General features: G+C 67.6%; 11 protein-coding genes. 6 read left to right on the top strand and 5 right to left on the bottom strand.

Annotation, left to right across the window (positions count from 1 at the left end):
- Positions 1–11: 11 nt before the first annotated feature.
- The 4 genes from LN047_RS16115 to LN047_RS16130 form a co-directional block, all read right to left on the bottom strand.
- Positions 12–1181 (bottom strand): efflux RND transporter periplasmic adaptor subunit, encoded by a 1170-nt coding sequence (locus tag LN047_RS16115; protein WP_373979566.1) that lies wholly within the window; start codon positions 1179–1181, stop codon positions 12–14.
- A gap of 44 nt (positions 1182–1225) precedes the next feature.
- Positions 1226–2734, bottom strand: coding sequence for an efflux transporter outer membrane subunit (locus LN047_RS16120; protein ID WP_373979567.1), 1509 nt, complete (start codon positions 2732–2734; stop codon positions 1226–1228).
- A gap of 79 nt (positions 2735–2813) precedes the next feature.
- Positions 2814–3269, bottom strand: coding sequence for a MarR family winged helix-turn-helix transcriptional regulator (locus LN047_RS16125; protein WP_063955708.1), 456 nt, complete (start codon positions 3267–3269; stop codon positions 2814–2816).
- Between the two features lie 114 nt (positions 3270–3383).
- Entirely contained in the window at positions 3384–5525 is a 2142-nt protein-coding gene (locus LN047_RS16130) for a transcriptional regulator (RefSeq protein ID WP_373979569.1), read from the bottom strand.
- Positions 5526–5650: 125 nt separating this feature from the next.
- On the opposite strand from LN047_RS16130, the gene LN047_RS16135 reads away from it, so the two are divergent.
- The gene (locus LN047_RS16135; RefSeq protein WP_373979570.1) at positions 5651–6499 is read left to right on the top strand and encodes a class I SAM-dependent methyltransferase; all 849 of its coding nucleotides are present in this window, start codon (positions 5651–5653) and stop codon (positions 6497–6499) included.
- A 368-nt stretch (positions 6500–6867) separates the two neighbouring features.
- On the opposite strand, the gene LN047_RS16140 is transcribed toward LN047_RS16135, so the two are convergent.
- The gene (locus LN047_RS16140; RefSeq protein ID WP_180098507.1) at positions 6868–7929 is read right to left on the bottom strand and encodes a LacI family DNA-binding transcriptional regulator; all 1062 of its coding nucleotides are present in this window, start codon (positions 7927–7929) and stop codon (positions 6868–6870) included.
- Between the two features lie 112 nt (positions 7930–8041).
- Between LN047_RS16140 and LN047_RS16145 the strand changes: the two genes are divergently transcribed.
- The 5 genes from LN047_RS16145 (at position 8042) to LN047_RS16165 (ending at position 14242) form a co-directional block, all read left to right on the top strand.
- Positions 8042–9064, top strand: coding sequence for a TRAP transporter substrate-binding protein (locus LN047_RS16145; RefSeq protein ID WP_062840772.1), 1023 nt, complete (start codon positions 8042–8044; stop codon positions 9062–9064).
- 11 nt (positions 9065–9075) lie between these two features.
- Complete coding sequence (locus tag LN047_RS16150) at positions 9076–10956, top strand: TRAP transporter large permease subunit (protein WP_062840771.1); 1881 nt, start codon at positions 9076–9078, stop codon at positions 10954–10956.
- A gap of 67 nt (positions 10957–11023) precedes the next feature.
- Positions 11024–11563 carry a VOC family protein gene (locus LN047_RS16155; protein WP_223575941.1) on the top strand — a complete coding sequence of 180 codons (540 nt, stop codon included), beginning with the start codon at positions 11024–11026 and terminating at the stop codon, positions 11561–11563.
- 25 nt (positions 11564–11588) lie between these two features.
- Entirely contained in the window at positions 11589–12866 is a 1278-nt protein-coding gene (locus LN047_RS16160) for a ribulose-bisphosphate carboxylase large subunit family protein (protein WP_373979571.1), read from the top strand.
- On the top strand, positions 12863–14242 hold the full coding sequence (locus LN047_RS16165) for a four-carbon acid sugar kinase family protein (RefSeq protein WP_373979572.1): 1380 nt from the start codon (positions 12863–12865) through the stop codon (positions 14240–14242). Before LN047_RS16160 ends, LN047_RS16165 begins: the two co-directional genes overlap by 4 nt.
- The last annotated feature ends 27 nt before the right edge of the window (positions 14243–14269 follow it).

A 14269-nucleotide genomic window follows, 5' to 3' on the forward strand; every position in this document is an offset into this window, starting at 1 on the left:
GATGCGCGGGCTCAGCGGTTGGCGTCGATGATGGCGCGCACCTGCGCGTCGGCCTGGGCCAGCTCGTCGGCATACACGGCCGTCGTGTAGACCTGCGGTTCTCCTTGCGCCGCAACCAGCCGTTTGCCGTCGCGCGTCTCGGTGTCCACCTCGACCCGCATCGACAGGCCCAGTTGCAGCGGTTGCGCCGCCACCTCCGCCGGGTCCAGCGCAATCCGCACCGGTACGCGCTGCACCACCTTGATCCAGTTGCCGGTGGCATTTTGCGCGGGCAGCAGCGAGAAGGCGCTGCCGGTGCCGGCGTCCTGGCCGAGCACGCGGCCGTGATAGACCACGCCATCGCCATACAAGTCGGTCGTCAGCCGGACAGGCTGGCCAATACGCACATTGCGCAGTTGCGATTCCTTCAGGTTCGCCGTGACCCACAGCTGGTCCAGCGGCACCACCGACATCAGCGGCGCGCCAGCGGCCACGCGCTGCCCGACCTGCACGCCGCGCTTGGTCACCACCCCGCCCACCGGCGCGACGACTTTCGTGCGCGCAATGGCCACGCTGGCGTTGCGCAACTGCACGGCCGCGGCCTGCACGTCCGGGTGCGATTCGACCGTGGTGCCGTCGATCAGCGCATGGTTGCGCTTGAGCTGTTCGCTGGCGACCGCCAGCGCGGCGCGCGCGGTGCGCACGGCCTGCTGCGCGTGCACCAGTTCCTCTCCCGGAATGGCGCCGATCTTGGCCAGCGCCGACCGGCGCGCCACGTCTTCCTCGGCGCGGGCCAGGTCCACCTTGCGCAGCGCCACCGTAGCGCGGTCCTGCCCGGCCATCGCGAACTGGCCGCGCACCTGCCGCACGCTGCGCGCCAGATTGGCGCGCGCCGCGTCCAGCGCCAGTTGCGCGTCCACCCCATTCAGCTCGATCAGCACAGCCCCCGGTTCGACCCTGTCGGTGTTGTCCGCGCGGATCGCGGTCACTACCCCGCCCACCTGCGGCGTCACCTGCACGACGTTGCCTTCGACATAAGCGTCTTCCGTCGACACCCAGCGGCCGTCTGCATGCGCGGCATACGCGCTCGCCAGCAGCGCGACCGCCAGGATTGCCGCGCCGCCGGCGGCCACCTCGCGGGCGAAGGCGTTGCGCGGCCGGGATGAGGGGGATGGAGAATTTGGGACGGCTTCGGTGTTCATGGCTTGCAAGCGTTGAGAGAAGGATGATCGGGCGGGATGGCGGCTTATGAGCGGGTGTGCGTCACCGCGCCGGAATCGGCCGTCGCGGGCGTCCCGGATGCGCCGGGCAGATACCCGCCGCCCAGCGCGCGGATGAGTTCCAGATGCAGCGTGCGGTTGCGCGTGTCCAGTTCGATCAGCAGCTGCTTTTGCTGCAGCACCTGGCCTTCGGCGGACAGCACCTGCAGGTAGCTGCCCACGCCGCTCCGGTAGCGCGCGGACGCCATGTCGTAGGCCTGCTGCGTCAGCCGCAGCGCCTCGCGCTGCTGGGCCGAGCGTTCAGCCTGCCACCGCAGGGACACCAGCTGGTCCACCACGTCATGCAGCGCCGTGACCAGCGTGCCGTTGTACTGTTCGACCGCCGCGTCGTATTCCGCCTGGCGCGCGCCCAGGTTGCCGCGCAGCCGGCCACCGTCAAAGACCGGCAGCGACACCGCCGGGCCAATGCCCAACACGCGGCTGCCGGCGTTTAACAGGTCCGATAGCCCCAGGCTCTGCAAGCCGGCAAACGCGGTCAGGCTCACGTTGGGATAGAACTGCGCGCGAGCGGCCTTGATCTCGGCGCCGGCTGCTTCGGCGCGCCAGCGCTGCGCCACCACGTCGGGCCGGCGGCCGATCAATTCTGCAGGCACCGTCGTCGGGATCGCCTCGGCAAAACGCCCGCGCAGCGCTGGCCGCCCCAGCTGGATGCCCGCGTCGGGGCCCCGGCCCACCAGGGCGGCGACCTGATTGCGCGTCAGCGCAATCTGTTCGTTCAACGCGGCAATGCGCTCGCGCGTGGCGGGCAGCGCGGCTTCGGCCTGTGTCATGTCCAGACGTGAATCCAGCTGCGCGTCGACGCGGCGCTGCGTCAACGTTAGCGTGGTCTCGCGTTGACGCAGCGTCTCTTCGGCCAGATCGCGCAGCTGGTAGGCAGCGTCAAGTTTCAGATACGCGCGGACCAGCGAGGTCGTGAGCATCAGCTCGGCGGCATGCAGGTCCACCTCGGCGGCCTGCGCGCGTTGCAGCGCCGCGTCCAGCGCCGCCCGGTTCTTGCCCCAGAAATCGATCTCGTAGCCCACGCCCGCCTGCAGGTCCGCCGTCCAATCCCACGCGCCGGCCAGCGGCTGCGGCGTGGTGCTGTGCTCGCTGAAGCGTTGGCGCGTCGCGCGGCCACTCAAGTTTCCTTGCGGCGACAACGGCGCCCCCGCGACGCTGGCCAACGCGTCGGCCTGCCGCACCCGCGCCGCCGCCGCCCGCAGGCTGGGCTGTTCGGCCAGCGCAGCCTGCACAAGCTGGTTCAACTGCGCGTCGCCGAAGGTCTCCCACCACGCCTGCGTCGGCCACGCAGCCGGCGAGACGGGCGATCCTTGCAAGGATGCGCTGACTGCCAGCCCGTTCGCGCTGTCGATCGACGATTGGGTGTGCAGACCGCCCGTGCTTGCACATCCGGCCAGAACAGACGCAGCCAGGACGAGGCCTGCACTGCGCCACAGGCGCGGGAGGCAATGAAGAAACAAGATAGGCGCTTGCATGGTCGAGAGAGCTTTTAATATGCCCAGGCTGTATATGCCTAGGCAGATAAATGGATAAAAAAAATCGCCGGCGGAAAACCTACTCCGCCCGCGCGTTGATCAGGATGCGAGACAGCAGCTTGTGCAGCACCTGCGCTTCAGCTTCCGAAAAACCATCCAGCAACTGGCGAAACGCGATTTCGGTGGCCTGGCGCGCCTGCGGAAACGCCGCCTTGCCCTGCTCGGTCAGCTCGATCAGCGAGCTGCGGCGGTCGGCTTCGTTTTCGACGCGGCGGATAAAGCCCTTGGCCACGATCCGATCCAGCAGCCGGGTCATCGCGCCCGAGTCATACGACAGCACGCGGCAGAAGTCGCTGAGCGTGCGGCCCCACCCCTTGACGATGCAATTGAGCACGACGTACTGCTGAACCGTGATCTGCAGCGGCGCCAGTTCGCGGTCCAGCGCATCCAGAATGCCGTTGCGCACGGAGGTCACCAGGAAACCCAGTTCGCCGGTGCACAGTTCGTCCAGCACGGAAGGCGTTGCGTTGCTCATGATGGGTCTGGCGCGTCGCGGTTGAAATCAATGAACGGGATATTAGCTGCCTAGGCAGTTACTTTGCAAGGGGAATCTTTTGAGGCGTGGTGAATTCGGAACGCCGCGTCGACGTTATCCGATACCGATCCGCCGCGCGCCCTGTCGGAAAAGAGCCTGCGTGTCGGGCTCCAGCCGGAACGAGGCCAGAAAGTCTTCTACGCGGTACGACGGCTGCGCTTTGCGGATCGCCGGCAGAAATCCCAGCGCCTCGTCCGTCCTGCCAGCCAGCGCCAGGCAGCACGCCGCAATTGCCAGGATGTGCACGTGCGCGTTGGGCCGGGCGGCCGCCTTGACCGCCCACCCCGCCGCCTCGTCGATCCGGCCCAGCCGCACCAACGCCAGCGCACGCACGGCCAGCATGCCGAAGAGCAGCGGATCGAAGGGGCTGAGGTGACGCGAATGGTCTGAGGCGCCGATGGCCGCTTCGGCATCGCCCATCTGGCAATCGACAAACCCCAACGTGTAATGCGCCAGCGCGAAATTCGGACTCAGGTCCACGGCGATCCGCAACTCGCTCACCGACTGGTCCTGGCTGCCGCGCAGCCACAGCGCACGCCCCATCGCCCAATGCGCCGCGGGATCCCGGTCATCGGCGATCAGGCTTTGCCCAGCCGACTCGAATGCCTGATCGATGGCCGCCTCCTGCTCGCCCCAGCGCTGGAACGCCGTCTGCCAATGCGTGAAGGACAAGCCCGCGTAGGCGCGCGAGAACGTCGGGTCCAGCCGCACCGCCATCTCGAAAAAGTGCCGCGCCTGTTCGTTGTCAGTGCGATTGAACCGGTACATATGCCACAGGCCGCGATGATGCGCCTGCCAGGCGTCCAGCGAATTGGGCGGCGTCAGGATGGCGCGGTTGCGCTCGGCGGCCTCGATCTCGATGTCGACCGACGCCACGATCCGGTTGCCGATCTCGTCCAGCGCCAGCAAGGCGTCGTCGAACGGATGGTCAAGCACGTCCGCCCAGACGATACGCGCGGTGCGGGATTCGACGAGCTGCACGTCCACCGCCAGGCGGTGCTCATGGCGCCGCAGCGAACCGCTGACCACGTAGTCCACGTTGAGCGTGCGCCCGGCCTCCTCCGGTCCCACGCTGCGTTGGTCCAGGGCAAACACGGTGCCCTGCGCGATGACGAACAGGCTGCGCAGCTTTGCCAGCCGCGCGATGACGTCAAAGGCCAGCCCGTCCGCCAGCCCGCCCCGGACGCCCGCTTGCGCCGACCGGTCCACGAACGGCATGACGGCGATCGATGCCCGTCCGCGCCGGTACGGCAGCGCGTCGGCCGGACGCGTTGGCAAATCCGTGTCGGCCACGTCCTGTGGCGCGATCCGGGCCGCAAACGCTTCCGGCAATGGGGCAGGTTTCATCGGCGCTGCGGCGCCTGCCGGGGCCGGACTCAACGCTGGAACCGATGACGGGCCGCCGCCCGCCCGCCGGGCGCGCACATCGCGCCACGCCTCGCGCAGCGGCCGCCCATCCAGCCCCTCGGCTTCGAAGGCGCGCACGGCCGCGGCCAGATGCTCCTCGCCTTCACGCCATTGCCCGCGCAGTCCCAAGGCGTCCAGCTTCAGTTCATGGGCTTGCGGATCGAACGGCACGAGCGCGAGCCACGTGTCCAGGCAGGCAAACCGTTCCTCCGACCCCTCGGGCAGGAGAACGGCCTGATGCGCCAGCACGGCCGTGTGGCAGGCCCGCAGCCGCCGCCGCTGCGCGGTCAGCCAGCTGTGAAAGAACGGGCTGCGGCCAATCTCCAGCCCTTCCAGAAAGTCGCCCGCGAACATGGCCGCAAGCGAGCGCAGACGCTCCGGGCTGGCCTTGCGTATACCCGCCTGCATGGCCGCCCCGATGTCGATGACGTCCACACGACAGTCGGACAGGTCCAGGCGCACGGCGTCCTGCATCGTCTCGATCCGGCGGCGGCCGGGCTCGTCCAGCAGGCCCCGCGCCTTGCTCAGGCACCAGCGCAGTTCGCCGCGGGGATCGTTCGGAATGTCCCACAGCAGTTCGCACAGGTGCGAACGCATCACGGCGTTCGGGGCCAGCGCCAGGTACGCGATCAGCGCCCGCAGCTTGCGCGACGGCGGCAGCGCAAGCGGGACGCCGCCCCGGCTGATGCGCATCGGACCCAGCATGTGCACGTGGATGCCCGCGCCGGACGAATCCACGCCGGACGAATCCACGCCGGATTCCACGCCCGCTACCACGCCCGCCTCCACGTCCCGTTCCTATCGTTGTTTCCGGGGCGCACGGCACGCGAACATCGTCGCGGCGCTGGTTGCATCACCCCGGCGCGCTGGCCACGGACGCCGTCGCGCACCCCACGCACTAACGGAGACTCACCATGTCCATTTCCTCCCTTGCCACCAGTGACGTGCGCGACACCGCACAGCCCGACCTGGCTGCCTTGAAGACCCGCCAGCAAGGCACCTGGTCCTCCGGGGACTACGCCGTCGTCGGCACCACGCTGCAGATCGTAGGAGAACAGCTTTGCGAAGCCCTTGATGTCCGCGCCGGCCAGAAAGTGCTGGACGTCGCCGCCGGCAACGGCAATGCGACACTGGCCGCCGCCCGCCGCTGGTGCGACGTGACCTCGACCGACTATGTGCCCGCGCTGCTGAGCCGCGGCCGCGAACGCGCCGCCGCGGAGCGCCTGAAGGTCGAATTCCAGGAGGCCGACGCCGAGGCGCTGCCGTTCCCGGACGCGTCGTTCGATGTCGTGATGTCGACCTTCGGCGTCATGTTCACGCCCGACCAGGACAAGGCCGCCGCCGAGCTGATGCGCGTGTGCAAGCACCGGGGCAAGATCGGCCTCGCGAACTGGACGCCCGACGGCTTCATCGGCCAGATCTTCAAGACCATCGGCAAGCACCTGCCCCCGCCCGCCGGCGTCAAATCCCCCGCGTTGTGGGGAACCAAGGCGCGCATCGAAGAAATGTTCGGGCCGCAGGCCGCATCGATCACGTGCGAGGCGCGTCACTTCGTGTTCCGCTACCGCTCGCCCGAGCACTGGATGCAGGTCTTCAAGACCTACTACGGCCCGTTGCTCAAGGCGTTCGGCGCGCTGGACCCCGCGGCGCAGACGGCGCTGACGGCCGACATCACGGCCCAGATCGACCGCTTCAACCGGTCCGGCGATTCGGCGGTGGTGGTGCCCAGCGAATACATGGAAATCGTGATTACCCGCCGGTAAGCGCATGGCAAACCCCGCCTCGCAAGAGGCGGGAGCTTCCCGGCGGCCGGCTGTGTGGTCCATGGCGCAGCGCCCTCCCGGCTGTCGTCCGGCGGGCGCCGGGCAACCGTTATAGAGGAACCTTCAGTTGAAGTAGGCAGCGGCATGCCCCGCCGCTGCCGCACTGGGTGCGAGCCCATAGCCGAAATCATACGCCCGCGACTCGCCGATCGGCGCAAATGCAGGCGCGCGTGAATCCGACGTGTAAAGACTAGGTGTAAAGACTAGGTGTCTGACACCCTGGAGAAACGGTCGCCGCACCACGGATGTGCCCCAAGGGTGTCAGACACCGGCGCACCTGAGACACCCGCCGACCCGCGCAGCAGCCCCTACGGCAAGTTCTCCCGAAATATCACCTGGCTGCGCGCCAATTCAACCCCGTTCATCGCGCTGCGTTTATCCCGCAAATTGCTGAAAATGCGCACGCAGCTCATCAGCGCTTCCATGGGGCTTTGCGTGATGACGGCGTCCATCGTGCCGTCGATCAGGAGGGCACGCGTGTCGGGCGTCAACCCGTGCCCGATGAAAACCACCCGGTGCTGCAGCCCTGCCTCTTTCAACGCCCGGGCCACGCCGTCCGATGCGCCGCCAATGTTGTAGATGCCGGCAAGCTGCGGATACTGCTCCAGCAGCTGGCGCGTCTGCTCGTAGTTGCGCTGCGCATCGTCATAGCCTTCGCGCAGATCCACCACCTGCATCGCCTGGAACTGCTCGGCATACAGCTGCAGAAAACCGCTTTCGCGCTCTTCATGGGCGCGGTAGTGCCGCGATCCCGCGATCAGCGCGACGTGCGCCGCGCGCAGGCCGATGAAGCGCGCGATCAGGTAGCCGGCCGTGCGCCCCGCCGCGCGGTTGTCCAACCCCACGTACGCCGTGCGGGCGCTGTTGGCGATGTCGGAAATCAGCGTCACCGTGGGCACGCCCTGCTGCGCCAGCGCATTCACCGCCTCGCGCACCACCGGATGTTCCAGCGCCATGAATGCGATTCCGTCGGCGCGCTTGCCGTGCTTGGCCAGCGCCTGCGCCAGTGCGTCCGGATTGAAGCTTTCCACGTACTCGACGTGGCACTTGGCGTTCAGCGGCGCAAAGTGCTCGTGCGCAAAGTTGACGGTGTCGCCCAGCATGCGCAAATAACGGTTGCTGCCGCGCGGCAGCAGGAACACCAGCCGCATGGGCTCGGGCGCGGCCGCCGCGTACGCGGCTTCGTCCGGCAGATAGTCCAGATCGATGGCCGCCTTGAAGACCTTTTGCGCGGTCGCCGGGCGAACGCCCGGACGGCGATTGAGCACGCGGTCGGCGGTGGCAGTGGACACGCCGGCGCGGGCGGCCACATCGGCCAGGCGGGCAAGTCCGCGGGAGGATGCGGTTTTATTCACATCAAAAACCATCATGAATAAGATTTGACGATGATACCGCCTATTCACTATTGTCCACTCTGCCGCACGGCTTAGGCGGTTTTGTGGCACATCAAAAAACATCATAAGCACGACAACGGAGACAACCATGAAGCTGCTTACACGCCGCAGTGCCCTGCGCCGCCTTTGCGCGGTCCCCGCCCTTGCCGTCGCCGGCACCGGCTTTCCGCTGATCGCCCGCGCCGCCGATTACTCGCTCAAGTACGGCAACAATCTGCCGGTGACGCATCCGCTGAACATCCGCGCGCAGGAAGCGGCCGAACGCATCCTCAAGGAAAGCAACGGCCGCGTCGACATCAAGATCTTCCCGAACAACCAGCTTGGCGGCGACACCGACATGCTGGCCCAGGTGCGTTCCGGCGGCATCGACTTCTTCACGCCGTCCGCCCTGGTGATTGCCACGCTGGTGCCGGTGGCCGCCATCAACGCGGTCGGCTTCGCGTTCAAGGACTACGACCAGGTCTGGAATGCCATGGACGGCGCGCTGGGCGCCCACGTGCGCGCGGCCATCGCGCAGCGCAAGCTCTATGCCTTTGAAAAGATGTGGGACAACGGCTTTCGCCAGACCACCAGCAGCAAGGGCCCGGTCAATACCGCCGCCGACATGGACGGCCTGAAGATCCGCGTGCCCGTGAGCTCGCTGCCGATCTCCATGTTCAAGGGCCTGGGCGCCGCGCCTGCCAGCCTGCAGTTCAGCGAGGTCTATTCGTCGCTGCAGACCAAGGTGGTGGACGCGCAGGAAAACCCGCTGCCGATCATCCAGGTCGCCAAGCTGTACGAAGTGCAGAAGTACTGCTCGCTGACCAAGCACATCTGGGACGGCTACTGGTTCATCGCCAACGGCCGCATGTGGGAAGGCCTGCCCGCCGACCTGAAGACGGTCGTCGCGCGCGGCATCAACGAAGCCGGCCTCGCGCAGCGCGAAGACATCAAGAAGCTCAACGCCTCGGTGCAGTCCGACCTGGAATCCAAGGGCCTGGTGTTCAACCAGCCGTCGGCCGATAGCTTCCGCGAGCAACTGCGCACCGCGGGCTTCTACAAGGAATGGCAGGGCCGCTTCGGCAATGAGGCCTGGGGCCTCCTGGAGCAGTCCGTCGGCAAGCTGGCCTGAGGTCGCGCGTCATGGCCTCCCTGTCCGCTCCCCACGCCGCGGCGCCTGCGCTGCCGGCCAATCCCCTGCGCCGGGCGGCCGGCGCGCTCGACACCGTGCTGGGCACCGTGGTCGAACACGTTGCCGCAGCCATCGTGCTGGTCGAGATCATCGTCCTGTTTGCCGGCGTGGTGTCGCGCTACGTGTTCCATAGCCCGCTGGTCTGGTCCGATGAACTTGCCTCCATCCTGTTCCTCTGGCTGTCCATGCTGGGCGCCGTCGTGGCCCTGCGGCGCGGCGAACACATGCGCATGACGGCGCTGGTGAACAACGTCAGCCCGGCACGCCGGGCGCAGCTGGAAACCGCGGCGCTGGCGGCATCGCTGGCCTTTCTGGTGCTGATCCTGGCGCCCGCCATCGAATATGCGCACGAAGAGCATTTCATCATCACCCCCGCGCTGGAGCTGAGCAACGCCTGGCGCGCCGCCGCCATCCCGGTCGGCATGGGCCTGATGGGCATCATCGCGCTGCTGCGCCTATTGCGCACGCAGCCGCTGCCGCAGGTCGCGATGGCGCTGGCCGGCGTGGCCGCCGTCGTCGGCATATTCTGGATGGCGCAGCCGCTCTTTTCGGGGCTGGGCAAGCTGAACCTGGTGATCTTCTTCGTGGGCATCGTCGCCGCCACCGTGTTTTCGGGCGTGCCGATCGCGTTCTCCTTCGCGCTTGCCACGTTCTCGTATCTGGCGCTGACCACCAACACGCCGATGGTCGTCATGGTGGGCCGGCTGGACGAAGGCATGTCGCACCTGATGCTGCTGGCGGTGCCGCTCTTCATCTTCCTGGGTTCGCTCATCGAAATGACGGGCATGGCGCGCGCCATGATCCAGTTCCTGGCCAGCCTGCTCGGCCACGTTCGCGGCGGGCTGTCCTACGTGCTGATCGGCGCCATGTACCTGGTGTCCGGCATCTCGGGTTCCAAGATCGCCGACATGGCGGCCATCGCGCCCGTGCTGTTCCCCGAAATGAAAAAGCGCGGCGCCAAGCCCGGTGACCTAGTCGCCCTGCTGTCGGCCACCGGCGCGCAGACCGAAACAATTCCGCCGTCCATCGTGCTCATCACCATCGGTTCGGTGACGGGCGTGTCGATTGCCGCGCTGTTCACGGGCGGCCTGCTGCCCGCCGTGGTGCTGGGCCTGGCCCTGTGCACCGTGGTCTGGTGGCGCTACCGCAAGGAAGACCTGAGCCTTGTGCAGCGCTTCACCTTCAAGGAGATCGGCCGCTTCTTCATGATCGCGCTGCCCGCCGTGGCCCTGCCCTTCGTGATCCGCGCCGCCGTCGTCGAAGGCGTGGCGACCGCCACCGAGGTCTCCACCATCGGCATCGTGTACTCCGCCGTCGTGGGCCTGTTGATCTACCGCTGCTTCGACTGGGCGCGCGTCAAGCCCATGCTGATCGAGACCGCGTCCCTGTCCGGCGCCATCATGCTGATCGTGGGCTGCGCGACCGCCATGGCGTGGGCGCTGACCCAATCGGGCTTCTCGGGCGACCTGGCCAAGCTGATGGCGGGCATGCCCGGCGGCAGTTACGGCTTCCTGGCGGTGTCCATCGTGGCCTTCATCATCCTGGGCAGCGTGCTGGAAGGCATCCCCGCCATCGTGCTGTTCGGTCCCCTGCTGTTCCCGATCGCGGTGCAGGCTGGCGTGCACGAGGTCCACTACGCGATGGTCGTGATCTTTGCGATGGGCATTGGCCTGTTCGCCCCGCCCTTCGGTGTCGGCTACTACGGCGCCTGCGCCATCAGCCGCGTCGATCCCAACGAAGGCATCCGCCCGATCTGGGGCTACATCGGCGCGCTGCTGATCGGCCTGATCGTCGTGGCCGCCTTCCCCTGGTTCTCCATCGGTTTCCTGTGACGCGACGCGGCCCCTCGCGGGCCGCGCCCTTCCCGTCCCTCAGCCACCCCTTTTAAAAAGATCCATCATGAGTCGTTTTCTGGGCGAGATCCGCCAACTCGGTTATGTCGTGCACGACATCGAAGCCGCCATGGACTACTGGAGCACCAAGCTCGGCGTGGGCCCCTGGTACTACAACCCCCGCGTGCCGATCGTGAACTATGAATACGACGGCCAACGTCACGACCCCCACAATTCCGTCGCGCTGGCCAACTCCGGCTACGTGCAGGTCGAACTGATCCAGACCCGCAACGACGTGCCGTCCATGTACCGCGACTTCCTGCAGGCCGGCCGCACCGGTCTGCAACACGTCGCCTACTGGACCGAAAGCTACGACGCCGATCTGGAGCGCCTGCTGGCGCAGGGCTTCAAGCCCAAGATGAGCGGCGAAGTCGGCGAAAAGGGCCGCTTCATCTATTTCGACACCGAATACCACCCCGGCACCGTCATCGAGCTCTCCGAAGTCGCCGGCCCCAAGGGCCGCCTCTTCGACCTGATCCGCGAAAGCTCGGTGAACTGGGACGGCAAGGACCCCGTCCGCGCCTTCCCCGACCTGAGCCGCCTCTGATACGCCCCTGCCGCACACCGCCACCATGAATTCCCAATCGTTTACCGCCACCTACCTGATTGAAACCCCCGTCGACCCCGCCAAGGTCGCGGAAGTCATGGCCGGCGAGCAGTCCTGCGGCACCTTCACGCGCGTTCAGGGGGAAACCGACGAGCTGCGCGCCCGCGCGCGCGCCCGGATCGAATCGATCGAAACGCTGGAAACCATCGACGCGCCCAGCCTGCCCAACGCCTATCTGGCGCGCCAGGCGGGCGGCATGCCCGGCAAATTCCAGCGCGCGCGGATTCGCATCGCGTTTCCCGTCGCCAACGTGGGTGCCAACCTGCCCACGCTGGCGGCCACCGTCGGCGGCAATCTGTACGACCTGGGCGAGGTCACCGGCTTGCGGCTCGAAAGCATGGAACTGCCCGCCAACTATCGCGCACAATTCGACCTGCCGCAGGTCGGCATTGCCGGCACGCGCGCGCTGACCGGCGTGGACAAGGGGCCGCTGGTCGGCACCATCATCAAGCCCAACGTCGGCCTCTCGCCCGAACAGACCGCGCATCTGGTGGCCCAGCTTTGCGCGGCCGGCGTGGACTTCATCAAGGACGACGAGGTGTGCGCCAACCCGGCCCACGCCCCGCTCGCCCAACGCGTCGCGGCCGTGATGGCCGTGGTGCGCGCGCACCGCGAACGCACCGGTCGCAACGTGATGGTGGCTTTCAACATCACCGACGAAACCGACGCCATGCGCCGCCACGCCGACCTGATCGAACGCGAAGGCGGCACCTGCGTCATGGCCAGCCTGAACTGGTGCGGCTATTCGGCCATCCAGACCCTGCGCCGCAGCACGCCGCTGGCGCTGCACGGCCACCGCAACGGTTTCGGCGCGCTGTCGCGCCACCCGCTGCTGGGTATCGGCTTTCAGGCCTACCAGACGCTGTGGCGGCTGGCGGGCGTGGACCACATGCACGTGCACGGCCTGCAAGGCAAGTTCTCGCAGGAAGACAGCGAGGTCGTCGACTCGGCCCGCGACTGCCTGGCGTCGCTGACCCCGGGCATCGACGACGCCGTCATGCCCGCGTTCTCGTCCGGCCAATGGGCCGGCACCGTGCCCGCCACCTGGGCCGCCGTGCGCAGCGACGACCTGCTCTTCATGTCGGGCGGCGGCATCCTGGCCCACCCCGACGGCCCCGCCGCCGGCGTGCAAAGCATCCGCCAGGCCTGGCACGCCGTGCGCGACAACCAGACCCAGCAAGACTACGCCCGCAACGCACCTGAACTGCAGCGCGCGCTGGAATTCTTTGGAAGCCGCGCATGATTGGCGGCGCCGCGCCGCAGGTGTGCTGGTATGGCGACGACTTCACCGGCGCCACCGACACGTTGGCCGAGGTCGCTCGCGCCGGGCTGCGCAGCCTGCTTTTTCTGAGCGTGCCTTCTTCCGCGCAACTGGAACGTGCCGGGCCATTGGATGCCATCGGCATCGCGGGCGCGGCCCGCGGCATGGCGCCTGCGGAGATGACGGACGAGCTGCGGGCGGTCGGTGCATTCATGGCAGGCACCGGCGCGCGCGTGCTGCACTACAAATGCTGTTCCACCTTTGACAGCGCGCCGCACGTCGGCAGCATTGGGGTGGCGGTGCGCGAATTGCGTCGGCATTTTGCGAATTCCATCGTGCCGATCGTGGGTGGGCAGCCCAGCATTGGCCGCTATTGCAGCTTTGGCAACCTCTTTGCGCGTGCAGGTTCTGCGCCGGAGGTTCATCGCATTGATCGCCATCCCGTGATGAGCGTGCATCCCGTGACACCCATGCACGAGGCGGATTTGCGATTGCACCTGGAGGCGCAGGGTTTGGCGGGCATCCGCTCGGTGCCGCACACGGCCTACCCTTCGGCCTTGGAACCAGATGCGAAAACGGCTGCAGCCACAGCCGATGCCACCGCCGCGCACTCAGCCGCGCTCGATGCCTGGATCGATCAGGTCATCGACAGCACCGATGGTCCGCTGCTGCTGGATCTGGTGGACGAATCGCAGCTCCCCGTCATCGGCCGTTTGATTCAACGCGCCGCTTCCCGCGCCCCCCTCTTGGCCGTCGGCCCCAGCAGCGTGCAACAAGCGCTGGCCCGCGCTCGGCCCGCGGGACTTTCGGGGGCCGCACCTGCGACGCCACTGAGCCCTGCCAATGGCCCGGTGCTGGTCGTCGCGGGCAGCCTGTCGCCCGTCACTGCCCGGCAGATCGCCGCGTGCGAAACCTATACGCGCCAAGCGCTGCAAGTCGAACGGCTGCTGGCGGATGACGACTACGCCGCGCAACAGGTCGCATTGGCCGCCGCCACACTGGCCCAGGGCCGCAACGTGCTGGTGCATACCGACAAACCTGCTGGCGCCGTCAACGCAGACCAGACCGCCGCCACCGCCCGCGCCACGGCGCGCCTGGTCGCGGACATCGTGCGCGCCAGCGCCCAGGCCGGTCACCGGCTGAACCGCATTGGGATTGCCGGTGGCGACACGTCCAGCCAGGCAACGCTTGCCTTGGGACTGTGGGGATTGGCGTTTCGCTGCGTGCTGGCGCCCGGCGTGACCGTCAGCGTTGCGCGCAGCGACGATCCGGTGACGGATGGCGCTGAGCTGATGCTCAAGGGCGGGCAGATGGGTGGGGATCGGCTGTTTGACGAGTTGGCGGCCGGCAAGGTCTGACCCCCGGCCCACGCGTTCTGACGTGGG

Source organism: Achromobacter sp. JD417, assembly GCF_041879325.1.
GTDB classification, from domain to species: Bacteria; Pseudomonadota; Gammaproteobacteria; order Burkholderiales; family Burkholderiaceae_B; genus Achromobacter; species Achromobacter mucicolens.

Excerpts from the sequence above, each read along its gene's own strand:
- LN047_RS16140 (WP_180098507.1), bottom strand. The coding sequence starts at position 7,929 with ATGATGGTTTTTGATGTGAATAAAACCGCATCCTCCCGCGGACTTGCC.
- LN047_RS16135 (WP_373979570.1), top strand. The coding sequence starts at position 5,651 with ATGTCCATTTCCTCCCTTGCCACCAGTGACGTGCGCGACACCGCACAG.
- LN047_RS16155 (WP_223575941.1), top strand. The coding sequence starts at position 11,024 with ATGAGTCGTTTTCTGGGCGAGATCCGCCAACTCGGTTATGTCGTGCAC.
- LN047_RS16120 (WP_373979567.1), bottom strand. The coding sequence starts at position 2,734 with ATGCAAGCGCCTATCTTGTTTCTTCATTGCCTCCCGCGCCTGTGGCGC.
- LN047_RS16115 (WP_373979566.1), bottom strand. The coding sequence starts at position 1,181 with ATGAACACCGAAGCCGTCCCAAATTCTCCATCCCCCTCATCCCGGCCG.
- LN047_RS16145 (WP_062840772.1), top strand. The coding sequence starts at position 8,042 with ATGAAGCTGCTTACACGCCGCAGTGCCCTGCGCCGCCTTTGCGCGGTC.
- LN047_RS16150 (WP_062840771.1), top strand. The coding sequence starts at position 9,076 with ATGGCCTCCCTGTCCGCTCCCCACGCCGCGGCGCCTGCGCTGCCGGCC.
- LN047_RS16160 (WP_373979571.1), top strand. The coding sequence starts at position 11,589 with ATGAATTCCCAATCGTTTACCGCCACCTACCTGATTGAAACCCCCGTC.
- LN047_RS16165 (WP_373979572.1), top strand. The coding sequence starts at position 12,863 with ATGATTGGCGGCGCCGCGCCGCAGGTGTGCTGGTATGGCGACGACTTC.
- LN047_RS16125 (WP_063955708.1), bottom strand. The coding sequence starts at position 3,269 with ATGAGCAACGCAACGCCTTCCGTGCTGGACGAACTGTGCACCGGCGAA.